Source organism: Shewanella subflava (assembly GCF_025971955.1).
Classification (GTDB): Bacteria; Pseudomonadota; Gammaproteobacteria; order Enterobacterales; family Shewanellaceae; genus Shewanella; species Shewanella subflava.
Genome location: NZ_JAPDMX010000002.1, coordinates 173,141 through 193,624, shown reverse-complemented (window position 1 = coordinate 193,624; position 20,484 = coordinate 173,141). Strand labels below are relative to the sequence as shown.

Below are 20,484 nucleotides of genomic sequence, written 5' to 3'. Positions count from 1 at the left end.
TCACGCACAGTGATGTACTGAAGCTTATTCAGAAGCTCAATACACGTTACGCCAATAAAACCATTAATGAGTTCTTATTCATTAATTCTTATCATCTTTCGCCAGGTTGGCATGTCGACCGGTTTTGAGAAATAGTACCCTTGATAAAGGTTACAGTTTTTTCTCTTTAAGTATTCGTACTGTTCTTTAGTTTCAACACCTTCTGCAACACTACTTACTCCTAAAGCGTTGGCCATATCAATTATCGCATTTACAATAACGTATTGATTTTTTAGATTATTAGCATCAATGTCATCGATAAAATATTTATCTATTTTTAATTCAGAAATAGGCAGCTCTTTCAAATAAGCCAAACTTGAATAACCTGTTCCAAAATCATCAATAGCAAAACGAAAACCGTGATGACTTAGTTGATTCATTGCATGCTTAACTAAAGCGATATCAACGATCAGTGCGGTTTCAGTTAGTTCAAGAACCAACATTTCTGCTGGTACTTGCATAGCATTTACTAAGTTTATTAATTTTTCTGAAAAATTAAGCTCCACAATTTGTTTGGCGCTAATATTTACAGAAATACTTGTTTTTAACCCTAAATGCATTAGCTCTTGAATAGCCAGACAAACATTCTCTAATACCCAGTCTCCAATTTTTATGATGGCATCCGTTTCTTCTGCTAATGGAATAAACTCAGCAGGGCTTATCCATCCATAAAGTGGAGAGTGCCAACGAATAAGCGCTTCAAACGAATTTAGCTTACCTTGATCGGTATATTGTGGTTGAAATGCTAGGGATAACTCGTCGCTATCAGTAATATTTTTTAAAATCTTGTGTAATTGAACAAAACGGTCAAACTCATCAACGCCTTCTTCAAAAATATGATGTAGCCCAAATGGTGCGTGGTTTTTAGCTTTGCGTACAGCATGCTCCAGAATATGCATCATACTTTCATATGATTGCCTACTCGGTTCAAAGGTTGCCGCACCTATCGATGCGGTGATTTCAATATCTCTATCATCTATGCTTAATTTGTAGTGCTGACGGTCGAGTAAAATGTTTGTGATTAAATTGAAATTGTTTTTATCATCATCTGTTTTTGAAAAAAGCTTTTTATATAAGATTAAAAATGAATCACCATTGTATTTGTAAATGTTGTAGTCACTGCCAATAGCTATATTTAAATTTTCTGCAATTTTTTTTAAGGCGATATCACCTTTTTCGAAACCAAACTGTAAATTTATTTGTGACATTTTATCAATGTTTAACATTAATACATAAATACATTTATTTTCAATCGAAGCAATATGCATTAAATTTTTACATTCTTTTTCAAACCATTGGTTGTTTTTTAATTGTGTGAGACTATCCGTAAAGGCAATATTATAGATGGTGTCTTGAGCTAAGATTCGCTCAGAGATATCTCGAATCACTCCTATATATTGAACATCACCAAATGAAATTGATTTGGTAATTGCCAATTCCATTTGAAATATCTCACCATTTTTGCGCTTTGCAGGAAGCTGGCGACCAATTCCAATGATCTTAGCTACACCTGTTTTTTCATATGCATTCATATAATGATGATGTTGAGATGCATAAGGTTCAGGCATTAATTTTGATACAGTTTGCCCTAAAATCTCGTTAGCTGAATATTGGAATATATCTAATCCAGCTTGATTTACATGCTGGATAATTCCTGCGCTATTAATTGTAAATACCGCTTCATTGATATTATTTAATATGTTATCTAATTTTTGCGTTCGTTCATGCTCATCCAATAAAAGTTTTTTTTCTGTAGTGACATCTTCAAAAGCACCATAAGCTCCAGTGGCTTGACCATTAGCATCTATTACGGGTTTTCCTGTAACTCTTACCCATTTATTTATACCGTTGTTGTCTACAAACTCGAAATCTTCTTTAAATGATATTCCGTGTATTAAGGTGTTCTGAAAAACTTCTGTTATTCTTGATTGATCATGAACAGCATAAAACGATATTGCTTTGTCTACTGATATCGGACAACTTTCTGGAATTTGATAAATGGCATATATTTCTGCGGACCAAAATAATTTCTTAGTTTCAACATGATACTCCCAAGCACCTGTTGCGGAAATCATTTCAACCTCTTTGAATAATGATAAATGTGAATTAGTTTGATAATTAAGGTGGCACTTCTGTATATAAGTGCATATAAACTTGGAAAAGGTGTCGAATAATTTTACCTTTTTAGGTAAGTCAGGTTGTTGTTTAATAAACAAAGCAACTAGAATACCAATAGGAACATCATTTTCATTTTTTATTGATGAGCCCATATAGCCATCAACCATTAATTCGAACAAGGCTTTATCATCAGGAAATAGCTTGGCGGTATCTTTCGGAAAGCAGCAAACACCTTCATTTAATACCTGCTCACAGGGAGAGCCTTGTAAGTTATAAGAAAAATTGCTAATTCTTTGTTGTTCATTTAATGCAATAATTGTAGAAGCGTCTGTTCCATTTCTCACTCCTAAAAACAAAATATCTGCGTTTATTTCGATGTTTAGTTCTTGAAGTTGTTTAAGTAATTCGCACTCTTGTGACTCAACAATATAGCGAAATGAAACTTCATTAAATACTTTTTCATATTTAAACATGATGATTCTACTCTGTTAACTGCTATTAAAGTATTTATTGTTTAAAGCGAGCAACCAGCTCTTCTAATTCATCCGCTGTGCTTTTAAGTTGTGTGATTGAGTCTGATGTTAAATTTGCACTGGCAGCGCTGTCATTTGCTAAATCAGAAATATTGACAATTTGACGGTTAATATCTTCTGCAACATGAGCTTGTTCTTCTACTGCTGTAGCCATTTGCGTCGACATTTGCGCTATCTGTTCAACCGCCACAGATATTCCGTTGAGCATTTGGCCACTTTCAACCACTTTCCCCAATCCCTCATCAGCGGCATGGGTTCCAAGTGTTGCTGCATCAACAGCATTCTTTGCTTTAGAGGTTAATTCCTTCACAATTAGGTAGATATCTTGTGTTGATTCTTGGGTTCGTTTGGCTAAATTGCGAACTTCATCAGCCACTACTGCAAATCCTCGACCTTGCTCACCAGCTCTTGCAGCTTCTATCGCTGCATTAAGTGCAAGTAGGTTTGTTTGGTCAGCTATTTGTTCAATTATCTGCGCAGCCTGTGCAATACAAGCTGTTTGTGCTGAAACCTCACTGACTGATATGCTAATATCTGAGACCGTATCTCTTAGTTTTTGTATCGATTGTCTGGTAACCTCTGCAACCTTATTGCCTTTAATGGCTAAACTATGAGCTGTTTCTGCATGATTGGCTGTATCTGACACATGCTGAGATACTTCTGCGATGGCTGTTGTCATTTCATTCATCGCAGTTGCAACTTGTAAGGTCTCTTCCTGCTGTCTTTGTATTTCGTCACAGTTTTTGACAGTTAATTGATATCCTTGTTCTGCTCCTTTGTTTACGTGTAAGGCTGCATTTTCGATGCGGGTTAAGATTGTACCTAAATGTGCATTTAAACTTAAAATTGAGACTTTTAATAAACCCAATTCACCATGTGAGTTGGTATAGGTTTTAGCAGCAAGTTCATGGGAAAAACTATTTCTAAGCATATCATTCAATGCGTTTATAGTTGATTTACTCTTAAAAAATACCATTGCAGCGAATGTGATTACACCAAGAACGAGTACAATTTCAGAAATAGCTTGCTGGTTGTAAATAAAGAGACCGCCTGAGCAAAGTAGTGTTGCAAGTAGTAATAAGTATTCGGTTGCAATATGAAGTGATTTTGATGTGCTCTTGCCGTTATTTATTTGAGAATATAATACTTCCGCCCTTGCTACATCTTGACGCTTAGGGCATGAACGAACTGATTCGTAACCAATCACTTTCCCTTTGTCTGTCATTGGGGTGACATAGGCATCAACCCAATAAAAATCACCATTTTTACAACGGTTTTTTACTAATCCCATCCAAGGCTTACCTGCTTTGAGATGTGCCCACATTACCGCAAATGCAGCGCCAGGCATTTCTGGGTGTCTAACAATATTATGGGGTTGACCAACCAGTTCGTGTTTTTCAAATCCGCTAACGTGAACAAAGGCATCATTACAGTCAAGAATGTTTCCCTGGATATCAGTAACGGATATTAGCTTAGTGTTAGGAGGGAATGTCTTTTCGTTTTTGGTTATGGGTGTATTTGTTCTCATATGTCCTTATAAATCGTAATGTTAGTTTATAGCCGATTCATCCATATAAAATTTGAGACGTTTTGTATAAATCATCGAATGTGGGTGGTTTTCTTGTTGCCAAATCGTTTTCCTGAGAAATTTAATCCTAGTGACGCTTATCATAATGTAATTAACTTAATCTAATCTCATCACACTATGTATGATAGTGATCACTTAGTTTTTGTGTGATGCAGAGTGTTACATTTGATAATAAAAAGATAATAATTGTTAATAAAAGATAAAAAAAAGATGAAAATAACGCGAGTCATTGCTGGTTTTGAATGTGCTGCAGTTAAATCAAGTTAAGTTAAGTGTGGGATTATGAAATATGGCATCTAAGCCAATGAAAATTATCTATCGTAATCATAGCCAGCCATATCTGCATGCAGTCTATCTTTATGATCAATTCGCATTAATTTTGCTTTAATTCGAAGTCATCATTGCTTTCTAAAGTAGTCATTTTTTATACGATTTCGTTAATGATGGGTGCAGAAAATGTTTATCGGATCAGTCCGCAGAATCATTCGCAACATGGGTAATTTAAATCGTTTTAGTGAGCGGTTGATGCAAAGGGTGATGAAATCAATAATGCTATCGAGTTTGATGGTTTAGATGTGTTTTAGGTTGCAGCCAAATACATGGGTAGTATTGCTATCGCTCATTTTTTGCCTGATGCAGTAAGAGAAGAATGAGTGTATATTGTTATAAATGAAGCAGATTTTGCTGACATATGATGTGGACAATACAGGCAAGAAAATCAGTAACTCAGTTCGCCATCTTTGATGACCTAGCCAATAAATACTTAATTTCATATATTGACTATGAATGTTCACTATCTGATACATGGCTTTCGATTAGTTATTGATTCTAATTTATTTAAAATTTAATTTTAGCGAATTTATTGTGTTCCTTTTTTTAGAATACTATCCATTCCTCATGTTAAATACGAAAAAAGCCGTGATTATCTACGGCTTTTTTGCGTTACAGAGGCTTTCCAAGAGGATTGACTCAGACAATGTGCCTGCTTTCACATGAGCTGAGCCCTCAATAACGTGTCGTTTACTATTTATTTAGCTAAATCGTGACAATAGGGCTTTATTCAAGCACCTGCCTCATAAGCTATGTTTACCAAGCTCTATAGGATAAAGGTAGCGACTAAATCATTTAATGATTTTGCCTGCACTTTTAACTCTTGTGCTTTTTGAACACTGATTTGTGCTACTTGAGTTATACCATCAGTAACATCTTTAATCGCGACGGTATTTTGAGTAATTTCACCCGTGACCTGAGTTTGCTCTTCTGCTGCTGTTGCAATTTGGCTGGCCATATCTGAAATTAACGCTACTGCCTGAGTGATTTGCTCAATTGCGACAGCCGCTTCTATTGCATCTTTAACACTGTTGTCTGCCAATGCTTGGCTACTTTCCATTAATGTCACAGCATTCGATGTGGTTTGTTGCAAGGTGTCAATTGTTTGATGAATTTCTTGTGCTGAATCTTGGGTACGACGAGACAGTACTCGTACTTCATCTGCCACCACGGCAAATCCACGGCCTTGCTCGCCAGCGCGAGCTGCTTCAATTGCAGCATTGAGTGCCAGTAAATTGGTCTGCTCGGCAATGCCTTGAATTGTAGCCAGCACACTTGAAATAGCATTGGCATGGCGGCTCAGTTCGCTAATCACATCGGTTGCTTGAGTGACTTCATTTGCCAATAAGTGGATTGATTGTCGGGTGTTATTCACCAAACGCTGACCTTGCTGGCTGCTGTCGCTCGATTGCTGTGCCGCTGTGGCGGTATTTTCTGCATTAGCGGCAATTTCTTGAGTCGCGCAGGCCATTTCAGTCACTGCTGTGGCAACCATAGTGACTTCTTGTTGCTGCGATTGCAGTTCTTTCTCTGCTAAATGGGTATTGGTAAGGCTTTCATCGGCTTCTTTATCAAGCTGCTGTGCTAATCCACGGATTTGAGTGATCAGTAGATGTTGGTTACCTACAAAGCGATTAAAGCTTTTTGCAAGGATGCCGACTTCATCTTTTGAATCAATTTCAATACGTTGGGTTAAATCTCCATTGCCATCAGCAATGCGTGCCAATGCTTGTGATACGCGTGTTAGTGGTGCCAATAGTTGACTAATTAACCATGAAATCATTGCCATACTGATTAACAATACCAGCGCTGAAATAGCTAATTGCGTCATTAACAAAGAACTTAATGGTGCTTCAAGAGTGTCTTTGTCTAGGACTAAAATTAACTCCCAATCTGTATTCGGGATATCTTCAGCCCAAACTAATTTATCACGATTTTCTGCATCAAAATGAATTTGGAGCAGTTGGTCGGCTTGGCGTTGTTGTTTTAATAAGTTGAAGTCGAGATCATTGTCAATGGCGCGAATATGCCCCATGGCTTTACTGGCATCTTTATAAGCAATCACGGTGCCGTCTTTATGCATCATGATAGCAAAACCATTAGAGGGCAGAGTCATCTGATTCACACCTTCAACTAGGCTGTCGATTGATAAGTCGCCGCCCACTACGCCATTTAATATAGGTTTAGCTAGCGTGACAACCAAGATGTTATAAGCGGTATCTAAATATGGCTTAGTCAGGATCATTTTTTGCTGACTTATCGCTTCTTGGTACCAAGGTCTTACGCGTGGATCGTAACCCGTATTGTCTACAGAAGGGTCATCTTCAAACATCTCACCGGTATTCGTACCAAAATAGGTGCCTTCAAATCGGCCTGATATTTGGGCTTGCTGTAATGCATCTAATCGCTGGCTTTCGAGTTTGTCACCTAGGCCATTAATAATATCTTCACGGGTTGCTAGCCATTCACTGATCCGTTCAGCTTGTTGGGCACTCAATCGCTGAACTTGTTCAAGATTAGATTGCAGCAACATGTCTTTTTGATTCGAGTAGCTCTGCCAAGATAACAAGGTAATCACCATCGAAAGGGCAATGATTACAGGAACGAGAATTTTCTGCTTTAACGAATTAGAAATCATAATAACCAAGATATAAGAAAGTGGATAAAAGCTCATATAGTGATGAGAACATTGAGTTGTTCCTCACACGGAGCGGCGAGGCATAATGGCATAAATCAGTCAGATTTAATACTAAATTGCTTGTAAAACATGCAGTTAAAACAAATCGATAACAATTGTAGCGCTAACTAGAAACAAGCTGCCTTTGTTGCTAATAAAATTGGCTGGACCATAGAGATATTCAATAAGGAGTTAATTTTTTAAGCAGCGGCTTAAATGCATGATCTATTATCGTGATGGGAAATTGTAAGCTGGTAGGTTACATCCCTATGGGTCATCCTGCACACAAATGGTGTAGAATAAAGACATCAATAGCCGTCAGTTGTTTTTTGCATTATTGTCGGCAGCTTTAAATTATTTATTGTAAACGAGAATTGAATGTCAAATGCTATCCCATTAGAACTTAACAACTTCGTACTAGAATGCAGCAACGCATTGATTGATAACACTCTTCAGCGTTTAGTGTTTTCAAAATATCGTGGTGATAACAAAGCGCTTAAACGCATTGCACTGCGTCCTATTGAGTTAAAAGGGGCGCGGCTTGTTTCTTGTCTATATGAATATCAAACCAACCATATTACTAAAAATATTGAGTTGGACGAACTCACAATTCTTTGCCAACAATGGCTTGAAAATGACTTTCAAAGCGCACACTTAATTACGCTTGAGTGGGAAATACAATTAAGTATTAGTAAAAAAGGCAAAGTGCTCATTAATAAGTATCGTAATAAAAATACTCCTAAGATCAAAGATGCGCCCCCCCATAACGCAACTGAATCAGTATCACATAATCGGGCCAAAAAACGTTTTGTTGAGCAGCATCGCCCATATTTACGTGAGCTAGGCATTACGGATGCCAATGGTGAAATTATTCCCTCTATGTCACGTAAGTGGAAGCAAATAAACAAGTTTATTGAAGTGTTATCCCGTGCAATAGACCAAACTGGTTTGGCTAATAGTCATGAGGTTCATATTGCTGATTTTGGTTCGGGCAAGGCTTATTTAACTTTTGCTGTGCATGATTATTTTGTCGATAAACTTCAAGTAAAAACCCAGGTGACTGGCGTTGAACTACGTCAGGGCTTAGTGGATTTATGCAACCAAACGGCTAACAAGTTAGCATTAACGGGCATAAAGTTTGAACAAGGCGATGTGCAGCATTTTAAAGCTCAGGGGATCAACATCATGATCGCTTTACATGCGTGTGATATCGCCACCGATTATGCATTGCATATGGGGATCCGTACTGGCGCAGAAATTATTATGTGTTCACCATGTTGCCACAAACAAATTCGCCCACAAATGAAAAGCCCACCGCTTTTGGCCCCGTTATTACAACATGGGATCCACATGGGGCAAGAAGCTGAAATGGTCACTGATGGTTTACGAGCATTATTACTGGAAGCAAATGGATACGATACCCAAGTGTTTGAATTTATTTCTCTTGAACACACAAGCAAGAATAAAATGATTCTGGCTCAAAAACGAAAACAACCGCGTGACAATAGCGCAATTTTACAACAGATTGCGTCTATAAAAGCCTTTTATGGGATTGAAGAGCAATGCCTCGAAACCTTATTAGGTTAGCTTTACTGCCATGATTATCATTCTGACATTATAAAAATATTTAGCGTTTGCGCGATTTGCTCTCATTTTTTGTCGGTGATTATTAATGTTGTGAATAATGCTTGTTCGGCTTCTTCAACCTTGCCATTGAAGATATTTATAGTTAGTTTTACAAAGTTTAAATTTAAGTCATGGAAGGAGTAGTGATGGGAAATATTGTTTGGGTTGCCTCATACCCAAAATCGGGTAATACATGGGTACGTGCTTTTATCGAAAATTACATTCAAGATCAGGATAATGCTGTAGATATTAACACAATGCACCGTATCTCGACGGCAGAATCAGCCGCTCATCGATATCAACCTTATCTTCCTAGTGGTAAAACAAGCACTACCGAACTAACGTTGGAGGAAATTTGTAAAATCCGCCCTTCGGTTCAGTCAGATATTGCACAACAGGCTCATGGTACGACTTTCGTAAAAACACACAATTATCTTGGCGAATATAATGGTTACCCGTTACATAACTCGTCAGTCACAGCTGGTGCCATTTACATTGTTAGAAATCCACTCGATGTTGTCATTTCTATGGCTAATTATTTTGGCTACAGTATTGATGAGGCTATTGATTATTTGGCTGAAGAAATGACCGGCACACCAAATGAAAGTTTTCATGTACCTCAAATTATCACGTCATGGTCAATGCATGTCTCAAGTTGGACGAGCGATACAAATGCAAAAATAATATTGAGATATGAGGATATTTTGGACGAACCCAAAAAAGCCTTTAGAAAAGTAGAGTCTTTTTTGGGGCTGAAGAAAGACCCAAAAAGACTGAAAAATGCAATAAAACACTCGTCTTTTTTACAGCTAAAATCTCAAGAAGCTAAATCAGGTTTTGTTGAAAAACATGAAAATGCGAATGCTTTTTTCCGCAAAGGTGGTAAACATCAATGGAAAGAAACGTTAACTGATGAACAAGTTCAAAGAGTGATTAGTAGCCATCATGAGCTGATGAAAAAGTTTAAGTATTTGCCCTAGCCAAGTTTTAATCAGGTAAATCACATCAGTTGAAGTTATTAGCGAATAAAATAACTGGCTTGATTTTTTGGTATTAAAAAAGAGCCTTTAGTTTTCTAAGGCTCTTTTTGTTTGCATGTTTCGTGGTGAATTTTCTTACCTAATAAAGGACGAGACAGGGATTAATGATTGATTAAGCTCGCATAGACTTTTCACCACGCGATAAACCAACCACACCTGAGCGTGATACTTCTATCACTTTAGTCACCTCAGCCAGTGCGCCAATAAAAGCATCGATTTTTTCACTGGGGCCAGCCATTTGAATGGTATAAAGGCTTGCTGTGACATCAACTATTTGGCCGCGGAAAATATCAGCCGTGCGTTTGATTTCTTCACGTAATTCGCCTTGGGCTTTCACTTTGACCAGTGCGAGTTCTCGTTCTATGTGCGCAGCCTCGGTGATATTTGCCACTTTTAAGATATCGATGAGCTTGTGTAGCTGCTTTTCAATTTGCTCTAGCACCTTTTCATCGGCAATTACTGTGATATTTAAACGAGAAAGTGTATTGTCCTCTGTTGGGGCAACTGTCAAGCTTTCAATGTTATAACCGCGCTGTGAAAACAAGCCAACAACGCGAGAAAGTGCACCGGGTTGGTTTTCAAGTAATACTGAAATAATACGACGCATTAGCTTTTCTCCGTTTTGCTTAACCACATTTCATTCATTGCACCACCACGAATTAGCATTGGGTATACGTGTTCAGTTTCATCAACGCTAATATCGACAAACACTAAGCGGTCTTTCATTGCTAATGCTTCTGCTAATTTTGACTCTAGTTCTTTTGGATCGCTAATAGTCATGCCCACATGGCCATACGCTTCAGCAATTTTGGCAAAGTTAGGCACCGAATCCATGTAAGAGTGAGAGTGACGACCGGAATAAATCATGTCTTGCCACTGTTTCACCATGCCTAAAAAGCGGTTATTCAAATTGATGATTTTTACCGGTGTATCATATTGCAGTGCGGTAGACAGTTCTTGAATGTTCATTTGAATTGAACCATCCCCGGTGACACATACCACGGTTTCTTCAGGAAATGCCATCTTAACGCCCATCGCCGCAGGCAAACCAAAGCCCATAGTGCCTAAACCACCTGAGTTTATCCAACGACGGGGTTTATCAAAGGGGTAATATAGCGCGGCAAACATTTGATGTTGGCCTACGTCAGATGCCACATAGGCATCGCCATTTGTTAACTTATGAAGTGTTTCAATGACCTGCTGTGGTTTAATTCGGTCTGTGGTTCTATCAAATTCTAGGCACTTTTGTGCGCGCCACTGGGTAATGTCTTGCCACCAGGCATCTAATGCTGCGGTATCATTTTTTTCATCAGATTCAGCAAGTAACTCAAGCATGGTATCTAAAATATTGTCAGCAGAACCCACAATAGGGATATCGACTCTGACCGTTTTTGAAATGGATGCAGGATCAATATCGATATGCAAAATGGTTGCATTTGGACAATATTTTTCAACATTATTGGTGGTACGATCATCAAAACGCACCCCGATCCCAAATATAAGATCACAATTATGCATAGCATTATTTGCTTCAAATGTGCCATGCATACCTAACATACCCAAGCTTTGCTTGTGTGTTCCTGGAAATGCACCTAAGCCCATTAAAGTACAGATCACCGGAATATTAAGTTGCTCTGCAAGCGATAAAATTTGTTGGTCACATTCAGAAATAATCGCACCGCCACCCACATAAAGCACTGGTTTTTTTGCAGCTAATAATGCTTGTAAACCGCGACGGATTTGGCCTTTGTGTCCTGTGGTCGTAGGGTTATATGAGCGCATCTTGACGGTTTCTGGATAAACATAATCATGCAAGATATCGGGGTTTAAACAGTCTTTAGGTAAGTCGATAACGACAGGGCCTGGGCGACCCGTTGAGGCAATAAAAAAAGCCTTTTTGACTATTTCAGGAATATCAGCAGGATTTTTAACTAAAAAGCTGTGCTTAACGATAGGGCGTGAAATGCCAATCATATCGCACTCTTGAAATGCATCATTACCAATTAATGAACTTGGTACTTGACCAGATAATACCACGAGCGGAATCGAGTCCATGTAGGCCGTTGCAATACCGGTAATCGCATTGGTTGCTCCAGGACCAGAGGTAACGAGTACCACCCCAACTTTACCCGTGGCGCGGGCATAGCCATCAGCCATATGGACAGCGGCTTGCTCATGGCGAACCAGAATATGTTCCACACCTGCAATTTTATGGAGGGCATCATAGATATCTAAAACAGAACCACCAGGGTAACCAAAAATGTGGCTTACACCTTCATCTATTAAGGAGCGCACAATCATACTTGCGCCAGAGAGCTTTTCCATGACATGAATCCTCTTGAGTTACCGTTATGGTAAACAGTATCTTGCATACAACGACGGTAATCGTTCTAAAAAATAAGTTTAAATGGTTATCTAAACTTGTTAAGGGCCTAAGTCGTGTCTTAGTGCCATTATCCGCTCAGGAGAACGCGATAGAATCATCATATGTAAATCAATATTTACTGCAAGTCTTTTATTTATTTTTTTAAACTATTTGAAAATATTTCATATTTAATCTACTGAATTGTCATTTGCCGTTATTTAAGCAGATAAAGTGCCTACCTTTGGTCTTTGGGGCATAAAAAAGCCATCACTTTCATGTAATGGCTTGAATATTTTCAATAAGCTTACTCGACTTGATGTTAGTCAGTGATGGAATGTGACTTACTCTGATAGTTTTGCAATGTTTGACATAACGCTACCATGACAATCGAAAATAACATTAAACTGGCAAATGGCACCGCTGTACCCGTATAAAAGAAAGCTAACAGTGGGCCTGCTGTGGCGCCAAAACCAAATCTAAGCGTACCAATTACCGCGGTTGCTGTGCCCGTTTCTTGTTTAAATTTCATCAGCACAATTGCATCGGCATTCACCGACATAATCCCTAATGCCCCCATGAGGGGAATAAGCATGATGACGGTAAAGTGATAACTTAAATCAAACACATTAACTAACACCAATCCGATTGCCGCTAGGCTGGCAAATACCGTCCCAGCGTGTAACATGCGTTTTGAACCATAACGACTGACAATACGTGAATTAACGATGTTGGCTAGCATAAGCGCGCCCACGTTTGAGCTAAATAAAATGGCAAACAGTGATTTATCTAATCCAAACACTTCCATATAAATAAATGGTGAAGCGGTGAGATAACAGAAAAATGCAAATGAAGTTAATACCCCACTGGCAATGTGCAGTTTTACGCCTTGGCGAGAAAACACCGTGTAGTAAGATCTAAAAAACGATTTGTCACTGCGCTGTAATTTATCTGTGTCACTGGGCATTTTTAGTTTTAATAGAATAAGTATCAGTAATGCTGCGGCATAAAAACTCAGCATGAAAAAAATCAAATGCCAATCGCCAAGCTCGAGAATAAAACTGCCAATAGTGGGGGCGATAAGCGGCGCTAACATCATAATTAAGCTGACGTAAGACATGCCTTTAGCGGTGTTTTCACCATATATTTCTTTAATGTATCCCGGTACCACAACCGTTGCAGCTGCACCAATAAATGCCTGTAAAAAACGCAGTACAAGAAATTGTTCAATGGTTTGCGTTAGAGCAAGTAAAAAACTGACCACACTAAAACCGATTAAGCCAATGATCACTAATGGCCGACGACCTATTTTGTCCGCTATTGGCCCAAACGTGAGCATACCCAATGCATAGCCCGCTAAGTAAATACTTAACGATTGCTGCACCATGGTGACATCCGTACCAAAACCTTTAGCCAGAGTCGACATGGCGGGTAAATACATATCAATCGCTAAAGGGGTGATAGCAACAATGGCTGCTAACATAGGGATCAACATGGCTAAGTGCGGAAATGCACTTTGGGCTGTTTTATTTTGAGAACGAGACACAAAAACCTCAACGCTGAAAAATATGATATTTCGTTGCAGGAAGACAAACGAGAAACGGCCAAACATTTTAGCTGTTCAGTCTAACACGCAATCGTGTTTGTTTATTCGAGATTTTGTAATCAAAAGTATCAATATCGCTAATCGTTGCAAGCAAGTATCAAGCCTGTAAAGTCAGTTTGAAACGATGTTAATCACGTGTGTTGGCATCCTTAAGTATCAATTTTGACTGTCATGGATTGTTTCGCCGATTTTATCTTGCAGATTCATCAGCATGACAAGTTATAAAATTTAAACATTGATCGTTAATATTGCAAAAATATTACATTTAAGTAGCTGTAATTAATCTCATAAAAACCTATCATATCTTTTTAGTTTTGTTGACAAGGAAAGTGCTGTGTTGTCACGTTTGTATGAGTTTATGCCCGGTTTAAATACCCTAGTTAATTATGAGCGCAAGTGGTTGGCCGATGATATGAGAGCGGCCCTATCGGTAGCTGCGGTGGCGTTGCCTGTGGCGATTGCCTATGCACAGTTAACAGGGGTTAATGCAGCGGTAGGCTTATACTCATGTGTGCTTCCTATGTTGGTGTATGCGTTATTTGGTACCTCAAAGCAGCTTATTGTTGGTCCTGATGCTGCAACCTGTGCGGTCATCGCCGCTGTTGTGACGCCTCTTGCAGCAGGTGACAGCGTCAAACATTGGCAATTAGTGATGACCATGACAGCGATGACAGGCTTTTGGTGTTTAATTGCCAGTCGATTTAAATTAGGGGTATTAGCTGACTTTTTATCAAAACCTATTTTAATGGGGCTGTTAAACGGTGTTGCTATTACCATTATTGTTGGCCAATTCTCAAAAATATTTGGCTTCACTTTTGATGAGCGCTATTTACTTGAGCGATTAGGTGGCGTACCCACTTATTTAGCTAAAACCCACATACCAACATTATTGATGGCAATTTTAACCGTTGGTGTCTATTTCGGTATGAAACGCCTTAAACCTAGCTGGCCTTCCTCCATGTTTGCCATTGCCTTTGGTGCTATTTTAGTGTGGGTGTTTAATTTAGAACAATTTGATGTAAAAACCATAGGCTCAGTAGCGGGTGGTTTACCGCTGTTTCAAACACCTGAGTTCAGTGTGGGCATTATCCGTGAGCTTGTTATGCCGGCGCTTAACTTAGCCGTTGTGAGTTTTGTGAGTATGATGCTAACCGCTCGAAGTTTTGCGGCTAAAAATGGCTATGACATTGATGCCGATAAAGAGTTTAGAGCGTTGGGCTTTGCCAATATTGCATCGGCTTTGTCACAGGGTTTTGCCGTAAGTGGTGCTGATTCACGTACTGCAGTTAACGATGCTAACGGCGGCAAAACCCAGTTAGTGTCAATTGTTGCCGCAGCTATTATTGCGGTGATTGCCATTTATTTAACTGCGCCATTGGAGTTTATTCCAAGCGCGGCATTAGGCGTTGTGTTAGTGATCGCTTCTGTTCATTTATTAGATTTAAAAGCGGTTTGGCAACTTAGATTAAGGGACAGACAGGCATTTTATTTGGCGTTAACCACGTTATTTGCGGTGCTATTTATTGGCGTTATTCCGGGAATTACCTTGGCGGTTTTACTGGGCTTATTCCAGTTTATTCGCACGGTTATGCGGCCAACGGATCAAGTTCTTGGCGTCGATTCAAAAGGTATTATCCGCAGCCTAGACAGTAGTGATAAAGCCAAACCCGTGCCAGGGATATTTATCTATCGTTTTAATTCGCCGTTAACTTACTTTAATTCAGGTTATTTTAAACGTCGATTACTTGAACAATATGCCAAACAAAAAGGTGATATCAACTGCATTATTATTGATGCCGTACCCTGTTTTACCCATTTGGATTTAAGTGTCATGGCGATGCTTGCCGATGTCGATAGCCTTTTTAAAAAGCGCGGTATTCGATTGGAGCTGGCGGGGCGAAAAAGGCAGTTACTGTCTTGGTTTGAACAGACGGGGATGAAATCGGGTGATTCAGGGATTTATATCCGTTCTGATTTGTATTTAGCATTAAAGATGAATCAAAGTAAACAGGCTGCCGATGATGCTATTCAGGCGCAAACTGAAGAGCACGATACTGTGCAATTAGAACAAAAACAGCAGGTATTAACCCATAGCCAGATATGAGTGACCTCAGCTTGGAGGAATAAATACAGTTCAAAAGCGTTTGGCGCAGCTTAGATGTATTTTGCCCTTCAGTCTGGAGCAGGAATAGGTGGAGCAAGGTTTTAGCCCAATAAGAGAGCCGCTATTAATGCGTAAACCAGCCTTGTTAACAGTATGACATTTAATTTAAGTTGTTGAATGTCTTGTTGTAATACATTGTTTGCTCCTCGCTGAGAATAAGTGCTAACACAAACCCGGATTGGCTTATGTAATCCCTGTCTTTGCTTATTGATGATAGAGCATGGTTGTAAGCGAATCGTTGCGCCATTGATGGTGTCGTATTTTTCAAATGCGGATTTATTTTATACTGGCACTCTACAGAGGCTTTCAATTGATATTACTTATTTATAAAATAACTAAATCTTTTTAAGTTGTTGAATTTTAAGTTATTAAATTTTGTTGTCATTCCGGTGTTGTTACACTAATATTCGCTATCGAAATGAGCGGCAATTCTCATTGGAAAGGATGAGGAATAATACCTGTTCCTCCTGTTTATTTAGCAACACAACGCCTCCTCGAAATTCAGATTCAAACCTTCTTTTTGAGTCCTAAAGTAAAGTAAAAAGCGTCGTCTCTTTGGATGTAGCATGTATGGTTTCGCAAGTAAGTGAAGCAGTGCTGGATGTGATCGCAGATGCGTTAGTCGATAAAGGGTACATCCTTTTATCTGATATCATTCCTGATTATGTCAGCTTAGCCTTGCTAGAAAAAATGCAAGTTAAGCATGATATCGATTTTAAAGCTGCGGCGATTGGCCGTGGAATAGATCAACAAATTAATACCGAAATTCGCTCAGACAAAATTAGTTGGCTTGATAAACAAGACCATACAGATAGGGAATACTTATCCATTATGGAACAACTTAAAGATGGCATTAATCGACGTCTATTTATGGGACTATTTGATTATGAAAGCCATTATGCGGTTTACGAACCGGGAGCGCATTATAAGAAGCATGTTGATGCATTAAAAGGCAGCCAAAATCGTATCTTAACCACGGTATTCTTTTTAAATCCACTATGGCAATCGGAAGATGGTGGCCAGTTAGTGATTTATGATGAATGTGATGTTGCTTTAGAAACGGTGCAACCCCAAATGGGGACCTTAGCGATATTTTTAAGTGAACGCTTTCCCCATGAAGTGTTACCGACGTTAAAAACCCGCAACAGTATTGCGGGATGGTTCAGGGTGAGTAATGCTAATCATGGTTTTTAGTACTCGGTGAATAGACTGTCACTTGAACGCCACATCATTGTGGCGTTTTTTATATTTTCATTAGTGCTAAATTCGATTATGGTAATGTAAACTTGGTTATTAATGATGTGATTTGGTCTAAAAGCGGTTGATCTTTTGAGAGATTAACGTGAACAACATCAGCCAAAAACTCAACATATCTTAGTTACCATCATCAATATTTTGACGACATACACTGCATAGGACGAAGAATGAGTATAAATAAAAAGTGGATTTTAGCGGCTTCATTAGTGTGTTTAAGTCAAGGCGTTAATGCCCAAGACGCCGCAGAAAAAGCCTTTACTGATGAATTGATTCAGTGTGCTGCTTATTATCAAATTGCTTCAGAAGCCATTGGCGCGATGAATGCGCCTCAAATGCAAGCCGTTGGCGAACGTTTAAAAGTGTCAGCTGTTGATGCGACAACATTAGCTGAAAAATATCGCCCAGCCGCGCAAGTCACCACAGATATTGCGACAGTAAAAAATAAACAAATAGCTCAGTTAGGTGGGTCAACAAACTTGGGTGCTTTAATGGGGCAGTATAAGGATTTATGTAAAACAGTGGTTTATGAACCACAAAAACGGATTGACTATTGGACAATGGCTACCATGTAATCAGGTTTCTTTTGCATAAAAGCGCACGTTATATCGTGCGTTTTTTTATGCTTATAAACAAATAATAGCGATGATGTCCATCGTTATAAAACACTGATTATCGTCAGCTCCACCTTATTATCTGGCATTTTATTAGGTTATAGCTAAATACTTATTAACAGCATTGAATATCTCCATTTGAGATGAATTTAAGCTTTATTTGCTTTATGAGCGTGCGAGGCCCTAATCTGTGATGTTCTCTAGTCCATAGTGCGCTGCTAAGCGGCTTAACGTTTGTTGTTTTTTGAGTAAGCCGACCCATTCTGAAAGTTGTTGCTTGCTAATAGGGGCGTTAGGACTCAATAAAATCCCATGATTATATTGTTGGTCCCATTTGGTTGACACCAATATCTGTGGCGATATTGTAGGATTTTGTGATAAATAAAATTGCAAATACGACCAGGTTACTGGAGCAATCTCGGCTCTACCGCGCAATATACTCACAATTGATGCTTCATTAGAATTCACAAATTGAATGTTAAATTGCGCTTTTAGATATTGGGGATCTGCTTGCCAATCGGCAAACTTGTAATGGTAACCTCTTACTAAGCTGAGTACTTTACCATCAAAATTGTTAAAGTAAGCTTGATCAATCGCATTATCTTTGAGTGAAATAAATAATTCACCGTCGTGAATATCTAACGGCACAAATTCATGCTCAATAGTGTGCCACCCCCACACTGTGCTTTCAAACAGCATCATGTCATATCGTTTTAGTTCATAAGCTTTATAGCGGTTTGCAATACTTGTTGCCACGAATTCAAATTGAACTTGCGATTGAATACCGTTAAGCGCATTGATTAAATCGATAGATAAGCCAGTATAGCGGCCATCAACGGATTGAGTGATATAGGGAGAAAAGGGATATCCTGCTACTTTTACAATAGGCTTGTTAGGCTGAGCATTGACAGCAATAAACATAAAAAAAAGTAAACTTAACAGATGCTTCATAATGTCGCTTTCGGTTAATTAGTATTCATGTATTTAAAATGTATCATAAAGGTTACTAGATAAATACTGCAAATGGTTACTGATAACCATTCTGTACCCATAGCCAATATTGATAGCCAGAACAACCTGCTAGATAATATTATTATTGAACTGACGACCTTAGGTGATATGAATATGTGGTTTCAAAAGCGCATTCAGCTATTAGCTAAAAAACGAGGTTTTCACCTCATTGACAAAGAGTTACTTCAGCAATTACCTGAGTTGAAAACCCTTGAAATTGGTTTGGCGCACTTTTTTATTCAGCATACATCGGCTTCATTAACTTTGAATGAAAATGCAGACCCCACGGTAAGGGGAGATTTTGAACGACATTTTAATGTCATGGTGCCTGAAAATGCCGATTATTATCAACATACCTACGAGGGGCCAGATGATATGCCTGCACACCTGAAGTCGACATTAATTGGCGCAGAATTAACCATACCCATCACACATGGGCGCCTTAACATGGGAACCTGGCAGGGGATTTACTTATGTGAACATCGCGATGATGCCAGCGACCGCACCATTATTGTGACGCTAAATGGCGAGTGATGTAATACTGATTGTAATAAATAACTGTTTAAGCTGGTTTGTAAAAATACCTGATAATGACAGCATATTTTACGATTGTATAATAACGATTTATCGAAAAACTAGCCTTGTTATCATGTATTTTATCTAGGTTATGCCTTACTGTGATGGGTATAATACTCTCTGGTAAGTTCGCTTTTATTTCCACTATTGAGACAGTCTTGCTTGTGTGACTGAAACGATTAGTGATAAATTTGCTATTTAGACATAGAAAAAGCGCAATGTATTTCTTATGTTGATGATTTTGAAATAAAAATGCCTATATATTCAGGATGAATGGCTAATAATAAAAGGGTGGTTGAAGTTGATTTCAGTATATTTAGTAGATGATCACGAATTAGTTCGCACTGGGATCCGTCGCCTGTTAGAAGATGAACGTGGTATTAAGGTGGTTGGTGAAGCCCACGATGGTGAAACCGCAGTGCAGTGGTCTCGCCATAATGAGGCTGATGTCATTTTAATGGACATGAATATGCCTGGTATGGGCGGTTTAGAAGCCACCCGTAAAATTTTACGCTACCAGCCCGATGCAAAAATCATTGTGCTAACCGTACAAACTGAAGACCCATTTCCAACCAAAGTCATGCAAGCAGGCGCTTCAGGCTACTTAACTAAAGGTTCAACTTCGCCAGAAGTGATTAGAGCGATTAGTCAGGTTTCACGTGGTCAACGTTATCTTTCTCCAGAAATTGCACAACAAATGGCACTCAGTCAGTTTAATAGCAGTGACGAGAACCCCTTTAGCAGTTTGTCTGAACGCGAGTTGCAGATCATGCTAATGATCACTAATGGTGAAAAGGTGAATGATATTTCAGAGAAACTTAATTTAAGCCCGAAAACCGTTAACAGTTATCGTTACCGTTTATTTGCCAAATTAGGGATCAATGGCGATGTGGAGTTAACCCGTTTAGCTATTCGTTACAAAATGCTCGATACAGGTTCATTCTAA

14 protein-coding genes are annotated in these 20,484 nt (G+C 38.8%); 7 read left to right on the top strand and 7 right to left on the bottom strand.

Annotated elements, in window-relative coordinates:
- Window positions 1-74: 74 nt before the first annotated feature.
- The 3 genes from OHT75_RS01370 to OHT75_RS01360 all read right to left on the bottom strand — a co-directional run bounded on the left by OHT75_RS01370 (window position 75) and on the right by OHT75_RS01360 (window position 7,246).
- On the bottom strand, window positions 75-2,630 hold the full coding sequence (locus tag OHT75_RS01370) for a sensor domain-containing protein (RefSeq protein ID WP_264724584.1): 2,556 nt from the start codon (window positions 2,628-2,630) through the stop codon (window positions 75-77).
- A gap of 34 nt (window positions 2,631-2,664) precedes the next feature.
- Entirely contained in the window at window positions 2,665-4,218 is a 1,554-nt protein-coding gene (locus OHT75_RS01365) for a methyl-accepting chemotaxis protein (protein WP_264724583.1), read from the bottom strand.
- A 1,156-nt stretch (window positions 4,219-5,374) separates the two neighbouring features.
- The gene (locus OHT75_RS01360; protein WP_264724582.1) at window positions 5,375-7,246 is read right to left on the bottom strand and encodes a methyl-accepting chemotaxis protein; all 1,872 of its coding nucleotides are present in this window, start codon (window positions 7,244-7,246) and stop codon (window positions 5,375-5,377) included.
- A gap of 417 nt (window positions 7,247-7,663) precedes the next feature.
- Here OHT75_RS01360 and OHT75_RS01355 point away from each other — a divergent pair, with 417 nt between their 5' ends.
- Together OHT75_RS01355 and OHT75_RS01350 are read left to right on the top strand one after the other, a co-directional pair.
- Window positions 7,664-8,872, top strand: a complete 1,209-nt coding sequence (locus OHT75_RS01355; RefSeq protein WP_264724581.1) for a class I SAM-dependent methyltransferase — start codon at window positions 7,664-7,666, stop codon at window positions 8,870-8,872.
- A gap of 185 nt (window positions 8,873-9,057) precedes the next feature.
- The gene (locus OHT75_RS01350; RefSeq protein ID WP_264724580.1) at window positions 9,058-9,891 is read left to right on the top strand and encodes a sulfotransferase domain-containing protein; all 834 of its coding nucleotides are present in this window, start codon (window positions 9,058-9,060) and stop codon (window positions 9,889-9,891) included.
- 172 nt (window positions 9,892-10,063) lie between these two features.
- Here the strand turns inward: OHT75_RS01350 and ilvN are convergent, their stop codons facing one another.
- The 3 genes from ilvN to OHT75_RS01335 all read right to left on the bottom strand — a co-directional run bounded on the left by ilvN (window position 10,064) and on the right by OHT75_RS01335 (window position 13,808).
- Complete coding sequence (gene ilvN, locus OHT75_RS01345) at window positions 10,064-10,558, bottom strand: acetolactate synthase small subunit (RefSeq protein WP_264724579.1); 495 nt, start codon at window positions 10,556-10,558, stop codon at window positions 10,064-10,066.
- Entirely contained in the window at window positions 10,558-12,276 is a 1,719-nt protein-coding gene (locus OHT75_RS01340; RefSeq protein WP_264724578.1) for an acetolactate synthase 3 large subunit, read from the bottom strand. The genes ilvN and OHT75_RS01340 overlap by 1 nt, the downstream gene beginning before the upstream one ends.
- Before the next feature lie 359 nt (window positions 12,277-12,635).
- Entirely contained in the window at window positions 12,636-13,808 is a 1,173-nt protein-coding gene (locus OHT75_RS01335) for a multidrug effflux MFS transporter (protein ID WP_264724738.1), read from the bottom strand.
- A gap of 469 nt (window positions 13,809-14,277) precedes the next feature.
- On the opposite strand from OHT75_RS01335, the gene OHT75_RS01330 reads away from it, so the two are divergent.
- The 3 genes from OHT75_RS01330 (at window position 14,278) to OHT75_RS01320 (ending at window position 17,912) form a co-directional block, all read left to right on the top strand.
- Window positions 14,278-16,023 carry a SulP family inorganic anion transporter gene (locus tag OHT75_RS01330; RefSeq protein WP_264724737.1) on the top strand — a complete coding sequence of 582 codons (1,746 nt, stop codon included), beginning with the start codon at window positions 14,278-14,280 and terminating at the stop codon, window positions 16,021-16,023.
- A gap of 630 nt (window positions 16,024-16,653) precedes the next feature.
- Window positions 16,654-17,277: a 2OG-Fe(II) oxygenase gene (locus OHT75_RS01325; RefSeq protein WP_264724577.1), complete on the top strand. Its 624-nt coding sequence runs from the start codon at window positions 16,654-16,656 to the stop codon at window positions 17,275-17,277.
- Window positions 17,278-17,507: 230 nt separating this feature from the next.
- The gene (locus OHT75_RS01320) at window positions 17,508-17,912 is read left to right on the top strand and encodes a hypothetical protein (RefSeq protein WP_406681936.1); all 405 of its coding nucleotides are present in this window, start codon (window positions 17,508-17,510) and stop codon (window positions 17,910-17,912) included.
- Window positions 17,913-18,134: 222 nt separating this feature from the next.
- On the opposite strand, the gene OHT75_RS01315 is transcribed toward OHT75_RS01320, so the two are convergent.
- The gene (locus tag OHT75_RS01315; RefSeq protein WP_264724576.1) at window positions 18,135-18,902 is read right to left on the bottom strand and encodes a substrate-binding periplasmic protein; all 768 of its coding nucleotides are present in this window, start codon (window positions 18,900-18,902) and stop codon (window positions 18,135-18,137) included.
- Between the two features lie 174 nt (window positions 18,903-19,076).
- On the opposite strand from OHT75_RS01315, the gene OHT75_RS01310 reads away from it, so the two are divergent.
- Together OHT75_RS01310 and uvrY are read left to right on the top strand one after the other, a co-directional pair.
- The gene (locus OHT75_RS01310; RefSeq protein WP_264724735.1) at window positions 19,077-19,496 is read left to right on the top strand and encodes a secondary thiamine-phosphate synthase enzyme YjbQ; all 420 of its coding nucleotides are present in this window, start codon (window positions 19,077-19,079) and stop codon (window positions 19,494-19,496) included.
- 343 nt (window positions 19,497-19,839) lie between these two features.
- Window positions 19,840-20,484 carry a UvrY/SirA/GacA family response regulator transcription factor gene (uvrY, locus tag OHT75_RS01305; RefSeq protein ID WP_264724574.1) on the top strand — a complete coding sequence of 215 codons (645 nt, stop codon included), beginning with the start codon at window positions 19,840-19,842 and terminating at the stop codon, window positions 20,482-20,484.

What these genes read in the sequence shown, in the direction of transcription:
- OHT75_RS01315 (WP_264724576.1), bottom strand. Translation starts at nt 18,902, where the DNA reads ATGAAGCATCTGTTAAGTTTACTTTTTTTTATGTTTATTGCTGTCAAT.
- OHT75_RS01340 (WP_264724578.1), bottom strand. Translation starts at nt 12,276, where the DNA reads ATGGAAAAGCTCTCTGGCGCAAGTATGATTGTGCGCTCCTTAATAGAT.
- OHT75_RS01355 (WP_264724581.1), top strand. Translation starts at nt 7,664, where the DNA reads ATGTCAAATGCTATCCCATTAGAACTTAACAACTTCGTACTAGAATGC.
- OHT75_RS01350 (WP_264724580.1), top strand. Translation starts at nt 9,058, where the DNA reads ATGGGAAATATTGTTTGGGTTGCCTCATACCCAAAATCGGGTAATACA.
- OHT75_RS01330 (WP_264724737.1), top strand. Translation starts at nt 14,278, where the DNA reads ATGCCCGGTTTAAATACCCTAGTTAATTATGAGCGCAAGTGGTTGGCC.
- OHT75_RS01365 (WP_264724583.1), bottom strand. Translation starts at nt 4,218, where the DNA reads ATGAGAACAAATACACCCATAACCAAAAACGAAAAGACATTCCCTCCT.
- OHT75_RS01320 (WP_406681936.1), top strand. Translation starts at nt 17,508, where the DNA reads ATGAGTATAAATAAAAAGTGGATTTTAGCGGCTTCATTAGTGTGTTTA.
- OHT75_RS01370 (WP_264724584.1), bottom strand. Translation starts at nt 2,630, where the DNA reads ATGTTTAAATATGAAAAAGTATTTAATGAAGTTTCATTTCGCTATATT.
- ilvN (WP_264724579.1), bottom strand. Translation starts at nt 10,558, where the DNA reads ATGCGTCGTATTATTTCAGTATTACTTGAAAACCAACCCGGTGCACTT.
- OHT75_RS01335 (WP_264724738.1), bottom strand. Translation starts at nt 13,808, where the DNA reads ATGTTGATCCCTATGTTAGCAGCCATTGTTGCTATCACCCCTTTAGCG.
- OHT75_RS01325 (WP_264724577.1), top strand. Translation starts at nt 16,654, where the DNA reads ATGGTTTCGCAAGTAAGTGAAGCAGTGCTGGATGTGATCGCAGATGCG.
- OHT75_RS01360 (WP_264724582.1), bottom strand. Translation starts at nt 7,246, where the DNA reads ATGATTTCTAATTCGTTAAAGCAGAAAATTCTCGTTCCTGTAATCATT.
- OHT75_RS01310 (WP_264724735.1), top strand. Translation starts at nt 19,077, where the DNA reads ATGTGGTTTCAAAAGCGCATTCAGCTATTAGCTAAAAAACGAGGTTTT.